Annotated in this window: 19 protein-coding genes and 1 pseudogene; 12 read left to right on the top strand and 8 right to left on the bottom strand. The window is 64.4% G+C overall.

The features are described from left to right. The first annotated feature begins 141 nt into the window (after positions 1 to 141). Positions 142 to 555, top strand: a complete 414-nt coding sequence (locus ACWKWX_RS28250; RefSeq protein ID WP_476299287.1) for an MAPEG family protein — start codon at positions 142 to 144, stop codon at positions 553 to 555. 67 nt (positions 556 to 622) lie between these two features. Here the strand turns inward: ACWKWX_RS28250 and ACWKWX_RS28245 are convergent, their stop codons facing one another. Then, the gene (locus ACWKWX_RS28245) at positions 623 to 916 is read right to left on the bottom strand and encodes a hypothetical protein (protein ID WP_008372097.1); all 294 of its coding nucleotides are present in this window, start codon (positions 914 to 916) and stop codon (positions 623 to 625) included. A gap of 155 nt (positions 917 to 1071) precedes the next feature. On the opposite strand from ACWKWX_RS28245, the gene ACWKWX_RS28240 reads away from it, so the two are divergent. From ACWKWX_RS28240 to ACWKWX_RS28225, 4 genes are all read left to right on the top strand, one after another. Further along, positions 1072 to 1545, top strand: coding sequence for a PaaI family thioesterase (locus ACWKWX_RS28240; protein WP_483829497.1), 474 nt, complete (start codon positions 1072 to 1074; stop codon positions 1543 to 1545). After that, positions 1542 to 1997, top strand: a complete 456-nt coding sequence (locus ACWKWX_RS28235) for a PaaI family thioesterase (protein WP_416423280.1) — start codon at positions 1542 to 1544, stop codon at positions 1995 to 1997. Before ACWKWX_RS28240 ends, ACWKWX_RS28235 begins: the two co-directional genes overlap by 4 nt. A 90-nt stretch (positions 1998 to 2087) precedes the next feature. Continuing rightward, a complete protein-coding gene (htpG, locus tag ACWKWX_RS28230; RefSeq protein WP_416423281.1) occupies positions 2088 to 3992 on the top strand; it encodes a molecular chaperone HtpG in 1905 nt (634 codons plus the stop codon). A 73-nt stretch (positions 3993 to 4065) separates the two neighbouring features. Further along, positions 4066 to 4797, top strand: coding sequence for a dienelactone hydrolase family protein (locus tag ACWKWX_RS28225; RefSeq protein WP_416423282.1), 732 nt, complete (start codon positions 4066 to 4068; stop codon positions 4795 to 4797). Between the two features lie 92 nt (positions 4798 to 4889). On the opposite strand, the gene ACWKWX_RS28220 is transcribed toward ACWKWX_RS28225, so the two are convergent. The 5 genes from ACWKWX_RS28220 to ACWKWX_RS28200 form a co-directional block, all read right to left on the bottom strand. Continuing rightward, positions 4890 to 5750 carry a pirin family protein gene (locus tag ACWKWX_RS28220; protein WP_483829496.1) on the bottom strand — a complete coding sequence of 287 codons (861 nt, stop codon included), beginning with the start codon at positions 5748 to 5750 and terminating at the stop codon, positions 4890 to 4892. An 11-nt stretch (positions 5751 to 5761) separates the two neighbouring features. Continuing rightward, positions 5762 to 6178, bottom strand: coding sequence for an OsmC family protein (locus ACWKWX_RS28215; RefSeq protein WP_473005940.1), 417 nt, complete (start codon positions 6176 to 6178; stop codon positions 5762 to 5764). A 233-nt stretch (positions 6179 to 6411) separates the two neighbouring features. Then, entirely contained in the window at positions 6412 to 7632 is a 1221-nt protein-coding gene (gene fabB, locus ACWKWX_RS28210; protein WP_416423285.1) for a beta-ketoacyl-ACP synthase I, read from the bottom strand. Between the two features lie 11 nt (positions 7633 to 7643). Continuing rightward, positions 7644 to 8159 (bottom strand): 3-hydroxyacyl-[acyl-carrier-protein] dehydratase FabA, encoded by a 516-nt coding sequence (fabA, locus tag ACWKWX_RS28205; RefSeq protein WP_416423286.1) that lies wholly within the window; start codon positions 8157 to 8159, stop codon positions 7644 to 7646. Positions 8160 to 8407: 248 nt separating this feature from the next. Beyond that, positions 8408 to 10306 carry a response regulator gene (locus ACWKWX_RS28200; RefSeq protein ID WP_416423287.1) on the bottom strand — a complete coding sequence of 633 codons (1899 nt, stop codon included), beginning with the start codon at positions 10304 to 10306 and terminating at the stop codon, positions 8408 to 8410. A 206-nt stretch (positions 10307 to 10512) separates the two neighbouring features. On the opposite strand from ACWKWX_RS28200, the gene ACWKWX_RS28195 reads away from it, so the two are divergent. The 5 genes from ACWKWX_RS28195 (at position 10513) to ACWKWX_RS28175 (ending at position 13454) form a co-directional block, all read left to right on the top strand. Beyond that, entirely contained in the window at positions 10513 to 11538 is a 1026-nt protein-coding gene (locus ACWKWX_RS28195) for an NAD(P)H-dependent glycerol-3-phosphate dehydrogenase (protein ID WP_416423288.1), read from the top strand. An 18-nt stretch (positions 11539 to 11556) separates the two neighbouring features. Further along, entirely contained in the window at positions 11557 to 11904 is a 348-nt protein-coding gene (locus tag ACWKWX_RS28190; protein ID WP_416423289.1) for a DUF4389 domain-containing protein, read from the top strand. Further along, the gene (gene sixA, locus ACWKWX_RS28185) at positions 11901 to 12356 is read left to right on the top strand and encodes a phosphohistidine phosphatase SixA (RefSeq protein WP_476299295.1); all 456 of its coding nucleotides are present in this window, start codon (positions 11901 to 11903) and stop codon (positions 12354 to 12356) included. Before ACWKWX_RS28190 ends, sixA begins: the two co-directional genes overlap by 4 nt. Positions 12357 to 12509: 153 nt before the next feature. Then, positions 12510 to 12953 (top strand): hotdog fold thioesterase, encoded by a 444-nt coding sequence (locus ACWKWX_RS28180; protein ID WP_473005946.1) that lies wholly within the window; start codon positions 12510 to 12512, stop codon positions 12951 to 12953. A gap of 192 nt (positions 12954 to 13145) precedes the next feature. Then, positions 13146 to 13454, top strand: a complete 309-nt coding sequence (locus ACWKWX_RS28175) for a hypothetical protein (RefSeq protein WP_416423292.1) — start codon at positions 13146 to 13148, stop codon at positions 13452 to 13454. A gap of 46 nt (positions 13455 to 13500) precedes the next feature. Here ACWKWX_RS28175 and greB read toward each other — a convergent pair whose 3' ends face one another. Next, positions 13501 to 13998, bottom strand: coding sequence for a transcription elongation factor GreB (gene greB, locus ACWKWX_RS28170; protein WP_416423294.1), 498 nt, complete (start codon positions 13996 to 13998; stop codon positions 13501 to 13503). Between the two features lie 134 nt (positions 13999 to 14132). Here greB and ACWKWX_RS28165 point away from each other — a divergent pair, with 134 nt between their 5' ends. Continuing rightward, positions 14133 to 15884 carry an FAD-dependent oxidoreductase gene (locus ACWKWX_RS28165; RefSeq protein WP_483829495.1) on the top strand — a complete coding sequence of 584 codons (1752 nt, stop codon included), beginning with the start codon at positions 14133 to 14135 and terminating at the stop codon, positions 15882 to 15884. A 267-nt stretch (positions 15885 to 16151) separates the two neighbouring features. Beyond that, positions 16152 to 16674, top strand: a pseudogene (locus tag ACWKWX_RS28160) (IS110 family transposase). Positions 16675 to 16896: 222 nt separating this feature from the next. Here ACWKWX_RS28160 and ACWKWX_RS28155 read toward each other — a convergent pair. Next, positions 16897 to 17709 (bottom strand): sugar phosphate isomerase/epimerase family protein, encoded by an 813-nt coding sequence (locus ACWKWX_RS28155; protein WP_483829494.1) that lies wholly within the window; start codon positions 17707 to 17709, stop codon positions 16897 to 16899. Positions 17710 to 17723 lie beyond the last annotated feature (14 nt).

Here is a 17723-nt window from a genome sequence, read left to right as displayed (position 1 = left end):
ATCCTGTGGGAGCTGGCTTGCCAGCGAGCTGTTGGGGCCATAAAAGCTCGCTGGCAAGCCAGCTCCCACAAGACAGTGCGGCTACGCGGATACGGGGGGCGTGCTATACCCCTTGGGCGAACCCCAACGAGGAACACCCCCATGAGCATCCCGTTCTGGTGCATTTTCATCGCCGCGCTGTTGATCTACATCGCCCGTATCCCCGTGGCCAAGGCCATGAAAGAGCAGGGCGGCTACGACAACCACAACCCCCGCGCCCAGCAGGCGCGCCTCACCGGCCTGGGCGCGCGGGCGGTGGCGGCGCACCAGAACAGCTTCGAAGCCTTCATTCTGTTTGCGGTAGGCGTGCTGATGGCGCACACCACCCAGACGCAGGGCTGGTTCGTCGACCTGCTGGCCATCGTCTTCATCATTGCGCGGGTTATTTACCTGTACCTGTACCTCAACGACAGGGCGTCGTTGCGTTCGCTGGTATGGATGGTGGGGTTGGTGTGTTCATTGTTGTTGATGCTGACGCCGGTTTATCGTTATTGGGTGTTATCCACGCTGCAATAAAGTTCAATGTCCGGAAACAAAAAAGCCCGGCAATCGGCCGGGCTTTATTGTATGCGTCAACCGCCAATCAGTTCTTGGCAGGTTCGCTCGGGGTAGTGGCCTGAGGCGCTGGAGTCTGCACGTTGGAAGCACCGTCGGAGTTCTCCTTGGCGCGTTCCTGGTTGGCTTCGTCGTTGGATTTGGCAGCTTCGGCGTTTTCTTTAGCGGCGTCGTTCATTTTATCCTGAGCGTCGTCCATCTTCTGTTGTGCTTGTTCGGCGTGTTGCTGCGCATCCTGGGCTTTGTCCTCGGATTTTTTATCGCAAGCAGCCAGGCCCAGGGAAGCGGCCAGCATCAGGGCATAAGCTAAAGTTTTACGCATGGGGTGTTTCTCCTTATTGAAGATATCTACTTTCCCTTCGAACGCGGCCCGGCAACTTAAGTTCCGTGGCAGTGCACGATATATAAGTGTTGGATCCATATAGACTTTTTGTTCACGGTGTGCTGTTTCGAAAAACAATAACCAAGGCCTCAGCCATGACCGATTCACCGTTGTTACAGCAAGCCCGGCGGTTCATCAGTGCGTTGCCGCATTGCCAGATCATTGGCCTGAGTATCAGTGCCATTGATCAGCAGGGCGTCACCTTGGTGCTGCCTTATTCGCCGGCCATTGTCGGCAACCCGCAGACGGGGGTTATCCATGGCGGTGCGGTGACAACCCTGATGGACACCACGTGCGGCATTGCCACCCTGTGCGTGCTGCCGCAGTTCGAGGTGTGCCCGACCCTGGACCTGCGCATCGACTACATTCACCCCGCCCAGGCGCACAAGGCGGTCTACGGCCATGCCCAGTGCTACCGGGTGACGCGCGATGTGATCTTCACCAGGGGCTTTGCCTACCAGGACAGCGCCGATGAGCCGATCGCCCAGGTGGTGGGCACCTTCATGCGCCTGGGCAAGGGCGTGAAGGGCAGCGCTGCCTTCGCCGGTGCCCTTGGAGGCCAGCCATGATCGACCATGCCCTGCGCGAGCGGCTGCGCGTGGCCCACGCCGACAATGACTACGCGCCGCTGCTGGCGTTGATTCCCTACGCGACGCTGATCGGCATCCAGTGCCGGCGCGAGGAGGAGGGCGTGCTGTTCATCTTGCCGGCCAACCGCGGCAATATTGGTAACCCGTTGTTGCCGGCGATTCACGGCGGCGTGATCGCCGGCTTCATGGAGCTGGCGGCGGCGCTGCAGCTGATCCTGTTCACCGAGACCGGGCAGGTGCCGAAGATCATCGACTTTTCCATTGATTACCTGCGCGCCGGGCTGTTCCGCGACACCTTCGCGCGCTGCCAGTTGTGGCGCCAGGGGCGGCGCGTTACCAACGTGGCCATCACTGCCTGGCAGGCCGACCCGGCCGAGCCCATCGCCACCGCGCGGGCGCATTTCAAGATTGATGAAAGTCCTGCCCCTTGAAATCACCGGGGCTGCCCCCATCTGATTGTCATCCCGCCGCAAATGCGCTTGAGCCCGCGGCCTGTGCCATCTGATTGGAGTTTGATGACCATGAGTGTGGAAACTCAAAAAGAAACCCTGGGCTTCCAGACCGAGGTGAAGCAGCTGCTGCACCTCATGATCCATTCGCTGTATTCCAACAAGGAAATTTTCCTTCGCGAATTGATCTCCAACGCATCCGACGCTGTCGACAAACTGCGCTTCGAAGCGCTGTCCAAGCCCGACCTGCTGGAAGGCGGCGCCGAGCTGAAAATCCGCGTGAGCTTCGACAAGGCGGCCAACACCGTCACCCTCGAAGACAACGGCATCGGCATGAACCGTGACGACGTGATCACCCACCTGGGTACCATCGCCAAGTCCGGCACCGCCGACTTCATGAAGAACCTCACCGGCGACCAGAAGAAAGATTCGCACCTGATCGGCCAATTCGGCGTGGGCTTCTACTCCGCGTTCATCGTTGCCGACCAGGTCGACGTGTACAGCCGTCGCGCCGGCACTGCCGCCAGCGAAGGCGTGCACTGGTCGTCGAAGGGTGAGGGCGAGTTCGAAGTCGCGACCATCGACAAGGCCGACCGCGGCACCCGCATCGTGCTGCACCTGAAGCCAGCCGAGTCCGAGTTCGCCGATGGCTGGCGCCTGCGTAACATCATCAAGAAGTACTCCGACCACATCGCCCTGCCGATCGAGCTGCCGAAAGAACAGGCTGCTGCCGAAGGTGAGGAACAGCCTGCCGCCGAATGGGAAACCGTCAACCGCGCCAGCGCCCTGTGGACCCGTCCGCGCACCGAGGTGAAGGACGAGGAATACCAGGAGTTCTACAAGCACATCGCCCACGACCACGAGAACCCGCTGAGCTGGAGCCATAACAAGGTCGAAGGCAAGCTGGAATACAACTCGCTGCTGTACGTGCCCGCCCGCGCGCCGTTCGACCTGTACCAGCGCGAAGCGCCACGCGGCCTGAAGCTGTACGTGCAGCGCGTGTTCGTGATGGACCAGGCCGAGTCGTTCCTGCCGCTGTACCTGCGCTTCATCAAGGGCGTGGTCGACTCCAACGACCTGTCGCTGAACGTGTCGCGGGAAATCCTGCAGAAAGACCCGATCATCGACTCCATGAAGACCGCCCTGACCAAGCGCGTGCTGGACATGCTGGAGAAGCTGGCCAAGAACGAGCCTGAGCAGTACAAGGGCTTCTGGAAGAACTTCGGCCAGGTCATCAAGGAAGGCCCGGCCGAAGACTTCGCCAACAAGGAAAAGATCGCCGGCCTGCTGCGCTTCGCGTCCACCCACGACGACAGCGGCGAGCAGACCGTGTCCCTGGCCGACTACCTGGCGCGCGCCAAGGAAGGCCAGGACAAGATCTACTTCCTCACCGGCGAGAGCTACGCGCAGGTCAAGAACAGCCCGCACCTTGAAGTCTTCCGCAAGAAAGGCATCGAAGTGCTGCTGCTGACCGACCGTATCGACGAGTGGCTGATGAGCTACCTGACCGACTTCGACGGCAAGGGCTTCGTCGACGTGGCCCGTGGCGACCTGGACCTGGGCAAGCTGGATTCGGAAGAAGACAAGAAAGCCCAGGAAGAAGTGGCCAAGGACAAGGAAGGCCTGATCGAGCGCCTGAAAGCCGCCCTGGGTGACAGCGTCAGCGAAGTGCGCGTGTCGCACCGCCTGACCGATTCGCCAGCCATCCTGGCCATCGGTGAGCAGGACCTGGGCCTGCAGATGCGCCAGATCCTGGAAGCCAGCGGCCAGAAGGTGCCTGAGTCGAAGCCGATCTTCGAGTTCAACCCAAGCCACCCGCTGATCGAGAAGCTGGATCACGAGCAGAGCGAAGACCGTTTCGCCGACTTCTCGCACATCCTCTTCGACCAGGCGGCCCTGGCCGCCGGCGACAGCCTGAAGGACCCGGCCGCCTACGTGCGCCGCCTGAACAAGCTGCTGGTCGAACTGTCCGTTTAAACTGTTGCAGCAAAAACCCGCTTCGGCGGGTTTTTGCGTTTAAGTCCCACTCTCTTTGTATCGGGGAAATCTCATGACTGTTACCGTTCAATCCGTTGTCTATCAGATCGATGGCAAGCCATATGAAAGCCGCCTGGTGTATGACGATGCGGTGGTATCCCCGCGTCCGGGCCTGTTGATGGCGCCGAACTGGGTAGGCATCAGCGAAGGCGCCGAGCGCATCGCGCAATCCGTCGCGGCCCAGGGTTATGTGGTACTGCTGGCTGACCTGTACGGCCAGGCCGTGCGCCCGAAAGGCAACGAGGAATGCCTGGCGGCGATGATGCCGCTCAAGACCGACCGCGCCGAACTGCGCAAGCGCATGCAGGTGGCCTTCGAGCAGCTGCAGGGCCAGGCCGTTGCTGCCGTGGACAAGGACCAGCTGGCCACCTTCGGCTTCTGCTTCGGTGGCTGCTGCTCCCTGGAGCTGGCCCGCACCGGCGCGCCGCTGAAGGCTGCGGTGTCGTTCCACGGTACCCTGGACACGCCGAACCCGGCCGATGGCAAGAACATCCTGGGCAAGGTGCTGGTGCTGCACGGCGCCAGCGACCCGCTGGTACCGAAAGAGCAGCTGCCTGCCTTCGAAGAAGAAATGAACGCCGCGGGCGTGGATTGGCAGCTGACCAGCTACGGTGGCGCCTACCACTCGTTCACCGACGTGGAAGCCAACAACCCGGGCGTGCAGATGTACAACAAGGTTGTGGCTGACCGTGCCTTCAAGGCCATGCACAACCTGCTGGAAGAAGTTTTCAAGCCAGCGGTCTGATTCGAATGCATCGCTGATGCATTTGTGGGAGCTGGCTTGCCAGCGAGCTTTTGGGCCTCAAAAGCTCGCTGGCAAGCCAGCTCCCACACTGATTATCGCGGTAATTCGATCCGTTCGGTTTCGCCCGGCACCGTCGGCCAATCGCCGGCTGCCCATTTCGCCCGCGCCTGGTCAATCAGCGCCACGTCGCTGGCGACGAAGTTCCAGTTCATGCGCCGCGGCCCGTCCAGCGGGGCGCCACCGATCAGCACCAGGTGGCAATCGGTCTGTGCCACCAGCGTCGGCTGCTCGCCGGCTTCCAGCACCAGCAGTGTCAGCGGCTGCACCGCCTCGTCCTCCAGTTCTACCTCACCCTCCAGCACATACAGCGCCCGCTCCTGATGTTCGTCAGGCAGCAGCAGCGTGCTGCCTGCCACCATGTGCACTTCAGCGTACAGCGTAGGAGAAAGCACCGGCACCGGTGCGACCAGGCAGAAGCCTTCGCCGGCAATCATCCTGATGCGAGCGCCCAGGGCGTCGCTCACGGGCAGTTCGCCCGCGGGGTGATGGCTGTAGTGGCTTTCACCCTGTTCGGCGCTCACAGGCGACGCCAGCCACACCTGCAGGCCATGCAGGCGCGAACCGCGGGCGCGGAGGTCGTCCGGTGTGCGCTCCACGTGGGCGATGGCCTTGCCGGCGGTCATCCAGCTGACCTCGCCGGGCTTCACCCGCTGGTCGCTGCCCAGGCTGTCCTTGTGCAGCAGCTCGCCTTCGAACAGGTAGGTCAGGGTCGACAGGCCGATGTGCGGGTGCTGGCGGATGTTCACGCCAGCGCCGGGGGCATAGGTGGTGGCGAGCATGTGGTCGAAGAACACGAAGGGGCCCACCGCGCGGCACTGCCGCGATGGCAGAGGGCGCAGGATGGGCTGGCCTTCGACGTCTTCGGCGGGTGGGCGAATCACCAGGTGCGGCATGACGGGCTCCGTTACTGGCTGAAGGCGCCTTCGGCCAGGGTGGTGGTGATGGCGATCTCGGTGCTGGTCATCAGCTTGTGCACGGGGCAGCGGTCGGCCACGCGGTGCAGTTCGGCGCGCTGCTCGGCGGTGAGCACGCCCTTGAGGGTCAGCACGACGTTGATTGCATAGTGGCCCTTCAACTCCTGGCTGTCATCGCGCTGCACGTCCACCGACACGCCGGTCAGTGGGATGCCTTTTTTCTGCGCGTAGTACTTCAGCGTCAGCGCCTTGCAGGCGCCCAGGGCAGCGTCGAAATAGTCGTGGGGGGAGGGCGCCGAATCGTCGCCGCCCAGGGCCTTGGGCAGGTCGGTGAACAGGGCGTGGTCGTCGATCTGCAGGCTGTGGCGGAAGCTGTCGGCGGATTCGGTGTTGAGGGTGATGGGCATGGGGCGGTCCTTGTGCATGATCGCCCTACTGTAGACCGTGTGGCCTGGAAGTGCTGGTACGTTTGTGCTCTGGCGGCGCTCCTGTAATTAAGGGAATGGCTGTGGGAGCTGGCTTGCCAGCGAGCTGTTGAGGCCCGGAAAGCTCGCTGGCAAGCCAGCTCCCACAAGACAATTCAGGGCATAAAAAAACGGCACCCGAAGGTGCCGTTCTTTTTCAGCAAGGGGGTGAGCCCTTACTTGCCCTGCCAGCGCTTGAGCACCAGCGTGGCGTTGGTGCCACCGAAGCCGAAGCTGTTGCTCATGACGGTGTCGATCTTGGCGTTTTCTTGAGTCTCGCGCAGAATCGGCATGTCGGCAACGGCTGGGTCCAGCTCGTCGATGTTGGCGGAACCGGCAATGAAGTTGCCTTCCATCATCAGCATGCAGTAGATCGCTTCGTGAACGCCGGCGGCGCCCAGGGAGTGACCCGACAGGCTCTTGGTGGAGCTGATGGCCGGGGCCTTGTCGCCGAACACTTCGCGCACACCTTTCATTTCCGCGACGTCGCCGACCGGGGTCGAGGTGCCGTGGGTGTTCAGGTAGTCGATCGGGGTGTCGACGGTGGACAGCGCCTGCTGCATGCAGCGGATCGCGCCTTCGCCGCTCGGGGCCACCATGTCGTAGCCGTCGGAAGTAGCGCCGTAGCCGACGATTTCCGCGTAGATCTTGGCGCCACGGGCCAGGGCGTGCTCCAGCTCCTCGACCACTACCATGCCGCCACCGCCGGCGATGACGAAGCCATCACGGTCGTTGTCGTAGGCGCGCGAAGCCTTTTCAGGGGTGTCGTTGCGCTTGCTGGACAGGGCGCCCATGGCGTCGAACAGGAACGACTGGCTCCAGTGCTCTTCTTCACCGCCACCGGCGAAGACGATGTCCTGCTTGCCCATCTGGATCTGTTCCATGGCGGTACCGATACAGTGGGCACTGGTGGCGCAGGCAGAAGCGATGGAGTAGTTCAGGCCCTTGATCTTGAATGGCGTGGCCAGGCAAGCGGAGACCGTGCTGCTCATGGTGCGGGTCACGCGGTATGGACCAACGCGCTTCACGCCTTTCTCGCGCAGGATGTCCAGCGCTTCCATCTGGTTGAGGGTCGACGCGCCGCCCGAACCTGCGATCAGGCCGGTACGCGGGTTGGAGACCATCTCTTCGGTCAGGCCCGAATCCTTGATCGCGTCGGCCATGGCCAGGTAGGCGTAGGCAGCGGCGTGACCCACGAAACGGAACACCTTGCGGTCGATCAGTTCTTCGAGGTTGAGGTCGATGGAGCCGGAAACCTGGCTGCGCAGACCCATTTCGGCATATTCCGGGTTGAAGCGGATGCCAGGGCGGTTTGCACGCAGGTTTGCGGTGACGGTGTCTTTGTCATTGCCCAAGCAGGAAACAATGCCCAGACCAGTGATAACGACGCGGCGCATGCGGATAACCCTTAGAAATTTTCGGTGGATGTGAACACGCCGACCCGAAGGCCTTCGGCGGTGTAGATCTCTTTGCCGTCAACGCTGACGGAACCGTCGGCGATGGCCAGGTTCAGCTTGCCCTTGAGGACGCGCTTGATCTGGATGTTGTAGGTGACCTTCTTGGCGGTCGGCAGTACCTGGCCGAAGAACTTCACTTCGCCCGAGCCCAGCGCACGGCCGCGGCCCGGCAGGCCTTGCCAGCCCAGGAAGAAACCGACCAGCTGCCACATGGCGTCGAGGCCCAGGCAGCCCGGCATCACCGGGTCACCTTCGAAGTGGCAGGCGAAGAACCACAGGTCCGGGTTGATATCCAGCTCGGCGACCAATTCACCTTTGCCGTACTTGCCACCTTCGCTGCTGATATGGGTAATGCGATCCACCATCAGCATGTTACCGGCGGGCAGTTGCGCGTTACCTGGGCCGAACATCTCGCCGCGGCTGCAGCTCAGTAGTTCTTCCCGAGTAAAGGCGTGTTGTTTGGTCATGCGAGCTCCTCAATAGTCCCGTGTGGCAGTGGGGCAAATTCTCCCGGCCGTGCCAAAGCGAATGCGCCTTTGGCAGGGCAGCCTACACATAGACTATTGCGTTGTAGTGAAAGTCACAGCGCCAGGGACAAAGAAGTACACCTGTGCACTGAAATTTTTTATCCAGGCGGTTCATTTTGCCTGACATAACGTCTAAGACTGCCGCACTTTAGCATTTAGCGCCAGCCCCGGCTGCCCTGGGGGCGCATTTAAGCTGCCAGCCAGCGCCTCAGTACCTGCTCCAGATCGGTACGTTTGAAAGGTTTTGCCAGATAGTCATTCATGCCGGCGGTCAGGCAGGCCTCGCGGTCGCCCAGCAGGGCGTTGGCGGTCAGGGCGATGATGGGCAAGTGCGCGTGCTCGGGCAGTTGGCGGATGCGCCGGGTGGCTTCGTAGCCATCGACGATGGGCAGGCGGCAGTCCATCAGCACCGCATCGAACGGCTGGTGGGTGACCTCGTGGATGGCCTGGGCGCCGTCGCCGACCACGCTCACCACGAAGCCCAGGCTGCGCAGCATGGCCTCGATCACGGTCTGGTTGACCGGGTTGTCTTCCACCAGCAGCACGCGCTTGCCCAGGTTCTGCGCCTCGTCGCCTAGCCGCGCTTCGCGCAGTGGCGTGGCGGCGCGCTGGCTCAGGGCCAGGGGGATTTCCAGGGTGAACAGCGAGCCGCGGCCTTCCTCGCTTTCGGCCAGCAGGGTGCCACCCATGCGCTCGGCCAGGGTGCGCGCGATGGGCAGGCCCAGGCCGGTGCCGCCGTAGCGGCGCGAGATGCTGCTGTCGGCCTGCTGGAAGGCCACGAACATGCTTTCCAGGCGCTCGGCGCTGATGCCGATGCCGGTGTCGCGCACGGTGCAGGTCAGCCAGATCAACTGGTGGTCGAGCACCTGCCACTGGGCGTCGATGTGCACGCTGCCGACGTCGGTGAACTTGATGGCATTGCCAATCAGGTTCACCAGGATCTGGCGGATGCGCGTGGGGTCGCCCTCCACCTGCAGGGCGTCGAAGCCCTGGGCCAGGCTCAGGTGCAGCGCCAGGCCGCTTTTCTGCGCGGTGTGCTGGAAGGTGTGGGCGCAGCTGGCCACCAGCTCGCCGAGGTTGAAGGGGATGTGCTCCAGTTCCAGTGCGGCGCGTTCGATGCGCGAGAAGTCGAGAATGTCGTTGATCACCTTCAGCAGGTGTTCGGTGGACTGGGTGGCCAGGGCCGCGTACTCGATCTGCTCGTCGGTCATCACCGTGGTTTCCAGCAGCTGCAGCATGCCCAGCACGCCGTTCATGGGCGTGCGCAGCTCATGGCTCATCATGGCCAGGAAGTCGGACTTGGCGCTGTTGGCGCGCTCGGCCTGTTCGCGGGTGCTGATCAGTTGCTCGATGGCCTGCTGCTGTTCGCGCCCGGCCTGGTCCAGGCCCTTGGCAAGGTTGTTGATGTGCTGGGCCAGGTTGCCCAGCTCGGTGTCGTCGACAATGGGCAGCGGCGCCTTGAAGTCGCCTTCCTGGATGGCCTTCACCGCCAGGCCCATCTCGCTGATCGGCCGGGCCAGGCTCAGGGCCAGGCGGCGGGCCAGCAGGAAGCTGAACAGCAGGGCCACCAGCGCCAGCACCGCGGCCTTGAGCAGGATCTCCTGCTGGCGCTGGTTGAAGGCGTCGTTGGACATGCCGACGATCACCCGGCCCACGCAGTCGGGTTGGCCCACGCGCAGCAGGTTGCCGTGGTGCAGGTCGCCGGCCAGGGCGGCGCGCTGCAGGCGGATGCTGGCCTGGAACACCTGCACCTTGGCGCTGTGCGCCAGCACGCCGTCGGGCTGCTCGACGTACAGCAGCACATGGTCGTTGCTGTCCTGTACCTCCAGGAAGCGCACGTGGGGGATTTCCAGGGTGGCGCGCAGCAGGCTGTCGAGCACCGTGGTGTTGTGGCTGATCACGCCGAACTCGGCGGCCGGCGCCAGCTGGTTGGCGATCAGTTGGCCGGTGCGGGTCATTTCCTCGCGCAGGTCCTGGATGCGCACGAAGGTGAAGAAACCGGTGAGCAGCAGGGTCAGCACCAGGGCGGGGCCCAGGCAGATCACCTGGGTGCGGCTGTGGATGTCCCAGCTGGGACGCCATTTCATCGGGTGCAATCTCGCACGGTGCGGCCTTGGCAAAGTCGAACAGCCGCGCATTTTAACCGCCTTGGGCGACATTTCCAGTCATGTGTACGGCATCGACACGTGCGGCTACGCTTTCGCGCAAGGCTTTGGCCTGCGGGGCTGGCCGCGGCGCGTGCGCTCCGTATAATGCGGGCGTCGCCACTTTTTATGGTTTTGATGGATTGGATATGACTGAACAGCAGCCTGTTGCAGTGCTGGGGGGCGGAAGCTTCGGGACCGCCGTGGCGAACCTGCTGGCCGAGAACGGCCATGCGGTACGCCAGTGGATGCGCGATCCCGAGCAAGCCGAGGCGATCCGCACCCAGCGCGAGAATCCGCGCTACCTCAAGGGCATCAAGATCCACGCCGGCGTCGAGCCGGTTACCGACCTGCTCGCCACCCTGGGTGGCAGTGACCTGATCTTCGTGGCCCTGCCGTCCAGCGCCCTGCGCAGCGTGCTGGCGCCCCATGCGCAGCTGCTGGCCGGGCGCATGCTGGTCAGCCTGACCAAGGGCATCGAGGCCCAGACGTTCAAGCTGATGAGCGAGATCCTTGGCGACATCGCCCCTGACGCGCGCATCGGCGTGCTGTCGGGCCCCAACCTTGCGCGCGAGGTGGCCGAGCACGCCCTGACCGCCACCGTGGTGGCCAGCGAGGACGAGAACCTCTGCGAACAGGTGCAGGCCGCGCTGCACGGGCCCACGTTCCGGGTCTACGCCAGTGCCGACCGCTTCGGCGTGGAGCTGGGCGGGGCGCTGAAGAACGTCTACGCCATCATCGCCGGCATGGCGGTGGCGCTGGGCATGGGCGAGAACACCAAGAGCATGCTGATTACCCGCGCCCTGGCGGAGATGACCCGCTTCGCCGTGAGCCAGGGCGCCAACCCCATGACCTTCCTGGGCCTGGCCGGGGTGGGCGACCTGATCGTCACCTGCTCCTCGCCCAAGAGCCGCAACTACCAGGTGGGCTTCGCCCTGGGCCAGGGCCTGAGCCTGGACGAGGCGGTCAACCGCCTGGGCGAGGTGGCCGAGGGCGTCAACACCCTCAAGGTGCTCAAGGCCAAGGCCCAGGAGCTGAAGGTGTACATGCCGCTGGTAGCCGGGCTGCACGCCATCCTGTTCGAAGGGCGTACCCTGGCCCAGGTGATCGAGCTGTTGATGCGCGCCGAGCCCAAGACCGACGTCGACTTCATTTCCACCAGTGGTTTCAACTGATTTTGCAGGAGCAAGGACATGAGTGATTCGCCTCTCAAGCCTAGCCAGGAATCGATCCTGCTGCGGGTGCTGTGGATGGTGCTGTACGTGCTGGTGTGGCAGGTGGCCCAGTTGCTGCTGGGCGCCGTGGTGCTGATCCAGCTGGTCTACCGGCTGGTGTACGGCTCGCCGAACCTGAGCCTGATGAACTTCGGCGACAGCCTCAGCCAGTTCATGGCGCAGATCGGCCGGTTCGGCAGCTTCCACACCGAACAGAAGCCCTGGCCGTTCGCTGATTGGCCGGCGCCACGCGCACCCGAAGGCGAGGCCCCGCACAGCGTGCCGCCTGCGCCTCACCCAGCCCGCGACGAAGAGCCCAAGCTGTGAAGCTGTGGATCCTGCGCCACGGCGAGGCCCAGGGCCAGGCCGCCCGCGACAGCCTGCGCGAACTCACCGACCACGGCCGCGAAGAAGTGCTGCGCAGCGCTGCGCACCTGCTGGGCCAGCCGCTGGCCGCGGTATACGCCAGCCCTTACGTGCGTGCCCAGCAGACCGCCGCCATCGTCCACGAGGCGCTGGCGCTGGAGCAGCCCATCGTCACCGTGCCCTGGCTGACCCCCGAAAGCGACCCCCAGGAGGTCATCGGCCAGCTGGACCGCCTGGGCCTGGACAGCGTGCTGCTGGTCAGCCACCAGCCGCTGGTGGGCGCCCTGGTGGGCCTGCTGGAAAACGGCCACCTGCAGCAGCCGCGCGGCATGAACACTGCCAGCCTGGCGGTGCTCGAAGGCGACTGGCCGCTGGCCGGGCTGATGAGCGTGCAGGCCGTGCACCACGCCTGAGCCGGCGGCGGAACGGCCAAATGCCAGCCTGCAACGGCGCTGGCGCTTGCACGCCGCGCCGGGGCTGCCAGATAGTGGGGCGGCCGATTGCGGCCGCCTCGCTGTTCCAGCGACGCGCGCAGGTCTTGAATATTCCGGAAAAGGACGAATCCCATGAGCCTATGGCGCACGCAACCCAACCTCGAGCAGTTCAACGAGGCGCAGAAGAACACCATCGGCGAGGTGCTCGACATCCGCTTCGAAGCCGTGGATGACGACTCCCTGACCGCCAGCATGGCGGTCGACCATCGCACCCACCAGCCCTACGGCCTGCTGCACGGCGGTGCCTCGGTGGTGCTGGCGGAAACCCTGGGTTCCATGGCCAGCTACCTGTGCATCGACCCCAGCACCCATTACTGCGTGGGGCTGGAGGTGAACGCCAACCATGTGCGCGGTGTGCGCAGTGGCCGCGTGACCGGCGTGGCACGCCCCGTGCACATCGGCCGCACCACCCACGTGTGGGACATTCGCCTGAGCGACGAGCGCGGCAAGCTCAACTGCATCTCGCGGCTCACCGTGGCGGTGGTGCCGCTGGGCGAGAACCCGCCGGGGCGTTGATCTACGTTCGTCTCGTTGACACCGGTGCCATCGTTTTACTACGATGGCATTCAAGCGCCGATTTAACACAGCTACTTGCGGGGCGCAGGAATACTTCCATCACGGGAGTTTCCGAAATACCGCTAAAACGCTGGTTCGGTGTCGCCTCCCACCGCAGCCCAGCGGGACCTGCGAGGCTTGGAAGACACCACCATGAGTTGCCCCCGTCCAATCGTATGCCTGACGCCACTGCCAGCCAGCAGCGCGCCGCGCAACCCCCGAATCCTGCTGGTCGGCCAGCACCAGCCGACCCTGCTGCGCTACCTCGATGGTTGGCCACGCCGTGCCGGCAAGGCCAGCGCCTTCCTGATCCAGTTCATCGACCCCAGCCAGTCCCTGGCCAACCTCGCCAACAACCGTTTCGACCTGGCTGTGGTGCAGTCGCCGGCGGCCGAGCACGCCGCCGAAGTCATCGGCCACCTGACCCGCGTGGCGCGCCAGGGGCTGGTTACCCTGCGCTGAGACGGTTGGGCGACGCGGCCTGCGGCCGCTGCTACATCGGTGGCGTTCAGGGGTAATCAATCTCGACGATATACACCAGCTGCTCGCCGGTGGGGGTGTGTACCCGCACCTCGGCGTCCAGTGCCTTGCCCAGCAGGGCACGGGCCAAGGGCGAGTCGATGCTGATCAGGTTGAGCTTGAGGTCCAGCTCGTCAGGGCCGACGATGCGGTAGCGTGAGGTGTCGCCCTGTTCGTTTTCCACGGTGACCCAGGCGCCGAAGTACACCTTGTTCGGGTCGCTGGGGCGCTCGCTTACCACCTTGAGGTTTTCCAGGCGCTTGGTCAGGAAGCGCACGCGGCTGTCGATCTCGCGCAGCATCTTCTTGCCATAGGTGTATTCGGCGTTCTCGGAGCGGTCGCCCTGAGCCGCCGCCTCGCTCACCGACTGCGTCACCTGGGGCCGGCGCACGTGCCACAACTCATGCAATTCCGCCCGCATGCGTGCCTCACCCTCGGGGGTGATCAGCGCGGTGCCGTGGCTGCGGGGTGGGCGATAGCGACTCATTTAAAGCTCCTTGACTGGCCGGCGGGCAGTCTACCAGCACGGTGGGCGGGGCTTGTGCTTGCGGCTTTGCGGTAATTAAATTAATTTGTGGAATGTGATTCCAATAAATCGATTTGCTGCGCGAGGTCATAACAATGAGAAAGCACCTGGTGGACATTGAGGAAGGCGAGAGCTTCGACATCGTCGTGGTGGGGGCGGGTGGCGCCGGCATGGCGGCGGCGCTGTTCGGTGCCATCGAGGGGGCCAAGGTGCTGCTGGTGGAGCGCAGCGAGTACGTGGGCGGCACCACGGCGTTTTCTGCCGGCACCACCTGGGTTCCCAACAGCCACCACGCCGCCTCGGTGGGCGTGCACGACGACAGCCTGGAGAAAGCCAGCGGCTACCTGGACCTGGCGGTGGGCGCGCGTTCCAACCCGGCGTTGCGCCGGGCGTTCCTGGCCAACGGCCCGCGCGCGGTGGCGAAAATCGAAGCCGGTTCGGCGGTGCGCTATCGCGCCCGGCCGTTCCACCCTGACTACATTTCCGACCTCGCCGGCTCTACGTTGAAGGGCCGGGCGCTGGAACCCCTGGCGTTCGACGGGCGCAAATTGGGCGAACGCTTCCGCCTGGTGCGCCCGCCGATCCCCGAGTTCACCGTGCTGGGCGGCATGATGGTGGACCGTGACGACGTGGGCCACCTGCTCAACCTGAGCCGCTCGCTGGCCTCGTTCAAGCATAGCGCCAGGCTGCTGCTACGCCAGGCCATGGACCGCCTCAAGCATCCGCGCGGCACGCGCCTGGTGATGGGCAACGCGCTGGTGGCCAGCCTGTTGTATTCCCTGGACGAGAAGGGCGTGCCGGTGCTCACCGACTGCCAGATGGACCGCATCGTCAAGGGCGCCGATGGCGTCGAGGCCATTGAACTGTCCCAGCGCGGGGTGAAGCGCCGGGTGCAGGTGCGCGGTGGGGTGATACTGGCCACGGGCGGCTTCAATCGCCACCCGGAGCGGCGCAAGGCGCTGCTGCCGGGCATCGACGCCCGCTGGTGCCCGGGCGCGCCGGGGCACACCGGGCAGGCCCATGACGTGGTGCAGGAGGCGGGCGGCCGTTACGGCGAGCCGGGGCTGAGCCATGCCTTCTGGGCACCGGTGTCGATCCGCCAGCGCGCCGATGGCAGCCAGGCGGTGTTCCCGCACTTCATCCTCGACCGCGGCAAGCCGGGCATGCTCACGGTCAACCAGCAGGGGCGGCGTTTCCTCAACGAGTCGACGTCCTATCACCTGTTCGGCATCGGCCTGCAGGACGCCGGGGTGGCGCCGGGTTACCTGATCACCGACGCCGAGGGGCTGCGCAAGTACGGCCTGGGTATGGTGCGGCCCGGTGGCAAGGGGCTGCAGCCGTTCCTGGATGATGGCTACCTGACCCAGGGCGCCAGCCTGGCAGAGCTGGCACGGCAGCTGGACATCGATGGCCAGGGCCTGCAGGACAGCGTCAAGCGCATGAACGAGTACGCGGTGACGGGTGTAGACCTGGACTACCAGCGTGGTACCACGGACTACCAGCGCGCCAATGGCGATGCGAGCAATGCACCGAACCCGAACCTGGGGCGCATCGGCACCGCGCCGTTCTACGCCGTGCGCCTGTACCCAGGCGACATCGGCGCCGCCACCGGGTTTGCCACCGATGCCCAGGCGTGCGTGCTGGACAGCCATGACCAGGCCATCGGAGGCCTGTACGCGGTGGGCAATGACATGCATTCGGTGATGGGCGGCACGTACCCCGGGCCGGGCATTACCCTGGGGCCGGGGCTGACGTTTGCCTTGCTGGCGGCCGAGCATGCGGCCGTGCGGGCCAAGGGGCAGGCCAGCCAACAGCGCCGCGCGACAGAGCCTGCCGCTGCCCCGTAGCAGCGGCCGCAGGCCGCGTCCTGCCCCGCGCGGTGCCTGGGACGCAGCCTACGGCCGCTTGTGTCTTTCAGAAGGAATAGAATCGAATGAGAGCGGTGAATGGCAGGTTGTTCGGCCGGAGTGCTCCCAAGCACGGGTAGCAGCAGAAACGCCATTCACCTCTCCACTCTGGCTTTAAGCCCGAACAGTTAAACGAGCAGACCTCGAACATCACAAGCGTGGGCTCCGCCAGAGCGCACTCATCCTTGAGTGTAAGAGGTTTTTGCCATGATTTCCTGGATCGGTATCGATGTCAGCAAAGCGTCTCTGGCAGTTTGGATTCATCTGCAAGACATCAGTTTCAGTGTTCCCAATGATTCAAATGGTGACGCCCAACTTATCGAAAAGTTGGGCGGTTATGAGGTGCGCAAGGTTTTGCTCGAGGCGACCGGTGGTTATGAGCGCGGGGTCCTGACGGCGCTGGTTGATTTTAGCGTCGTTCGGGTCAATCCACGTCGGGCCAGGGCGATCGCCGAGGCGATTGGCAAGCATGCCAAGACCGACCCTATCGATGCCCATGTTCTGGCTCAGTTGCGCCGCGCCCTCCGTAGATTTCTCGCTTGCCTTCAGACGGGTCTTGTACATGGCGTGCTGGATCGTGCTGCGTTATGACGCGTCCTTCAAGGCGCGCTACGAAGGGTTGCGAGCGAAGGGCAAGTGCGGCAAAGCGGCGCTCGTGGCTTGCATGAGGGTACTGCTTGTTCGGCTCAATGCCATGCTGCGCTATGGGACGCAATGGCAGGCACAGTAGGCTTGCGCCGTAGCAGCTGCCGCCAGGCTGCGTCCGGTCTCTGCGCGGTCTGACCGCCAATGCGCGGCGCCTGCGGACGCGGCCTACGGCCGCTGCTACGGGGCCCCGTGTACCTCGTCTATCGCGTCGCCTGCATCGCGGCCAAGGCCGGCTCATACCACAGATGGCGTAGGAGCCGACTTTAGTCGCGATGCAGGCAACGCAGATTCAAGACAGTTGCTGCTACGGGGGTGTGATCAAGGTTGCCTGGGCCGCCTGCAAGGCGGCCTTTGCCCACGCGTGCACGCCCATCTGTGCAACGCGCCGGTCATTGGGGATTTCAATGCTGACCGGCAACTGCGCCGGCAGCTGTTGCCAGATGGCCTTCAAGTCGATACCGCCTTCTCCAGGCAGCAGCCGCTCGCAGCGCGCGGCGTGGATCAGCGCCTCGGTGGTGCTGGGGCGCTCGGCCGGGCCGTCGCAGATTTGCGCGTAGTGCAGCCATTGAGCGGGGATGCTCGCCAGCTGATCGAGGCGGCTGGCGGAGCGGTCGAAGTGCAGGCTGTCCACCAGGATGCCGGCGTTGGCGCGGTCGGCCTGGTTGACGATCTGCAACGCGGTGTCCAGGTCGGGCACCGCGGTCCAGGGCATGAACTCCAGGTCTGCGGTCAGGCCGTAGGGCTGCATGGCGTCGCACAGCCGTGCGTAGTTGGTCATCAACCGCGCCGGTTCCGGGTCGTCCCCCGCCACCAGCACCGCCTTGGCGCCCAGCCGCGCGCCCACCTCGAAGAATGCCTCGAAGGTGGCCGGGTCGAAGTCGGCGTTCAGGCGGATCAGCTCCAGGTCAAACACGCTGACGCCGGTATCGGCCATGCGCGCCAGGGTTTCACGCAACAGCGCAGGGTCATCCATCAACGCGTAGGCCACGGCCCCCGGCGCCACCGGCAGCAGGCGCAAGCCGGCGTGGTCATAGCCGGCGCTGGCGGCGAGGTCGATCATCTGCGGCGGGTTGCAGTGCAGGGCGGTCAGTTGGGCAAGGGCAAAGGCAGGGCGCATGGCGTTCTCCTGTA

The organism is Pseudomonas imperatae (assembly GCF_057128625.1).
This window is presented reverse-complemented; position numbering and strand designations above follow the sequence as displayed.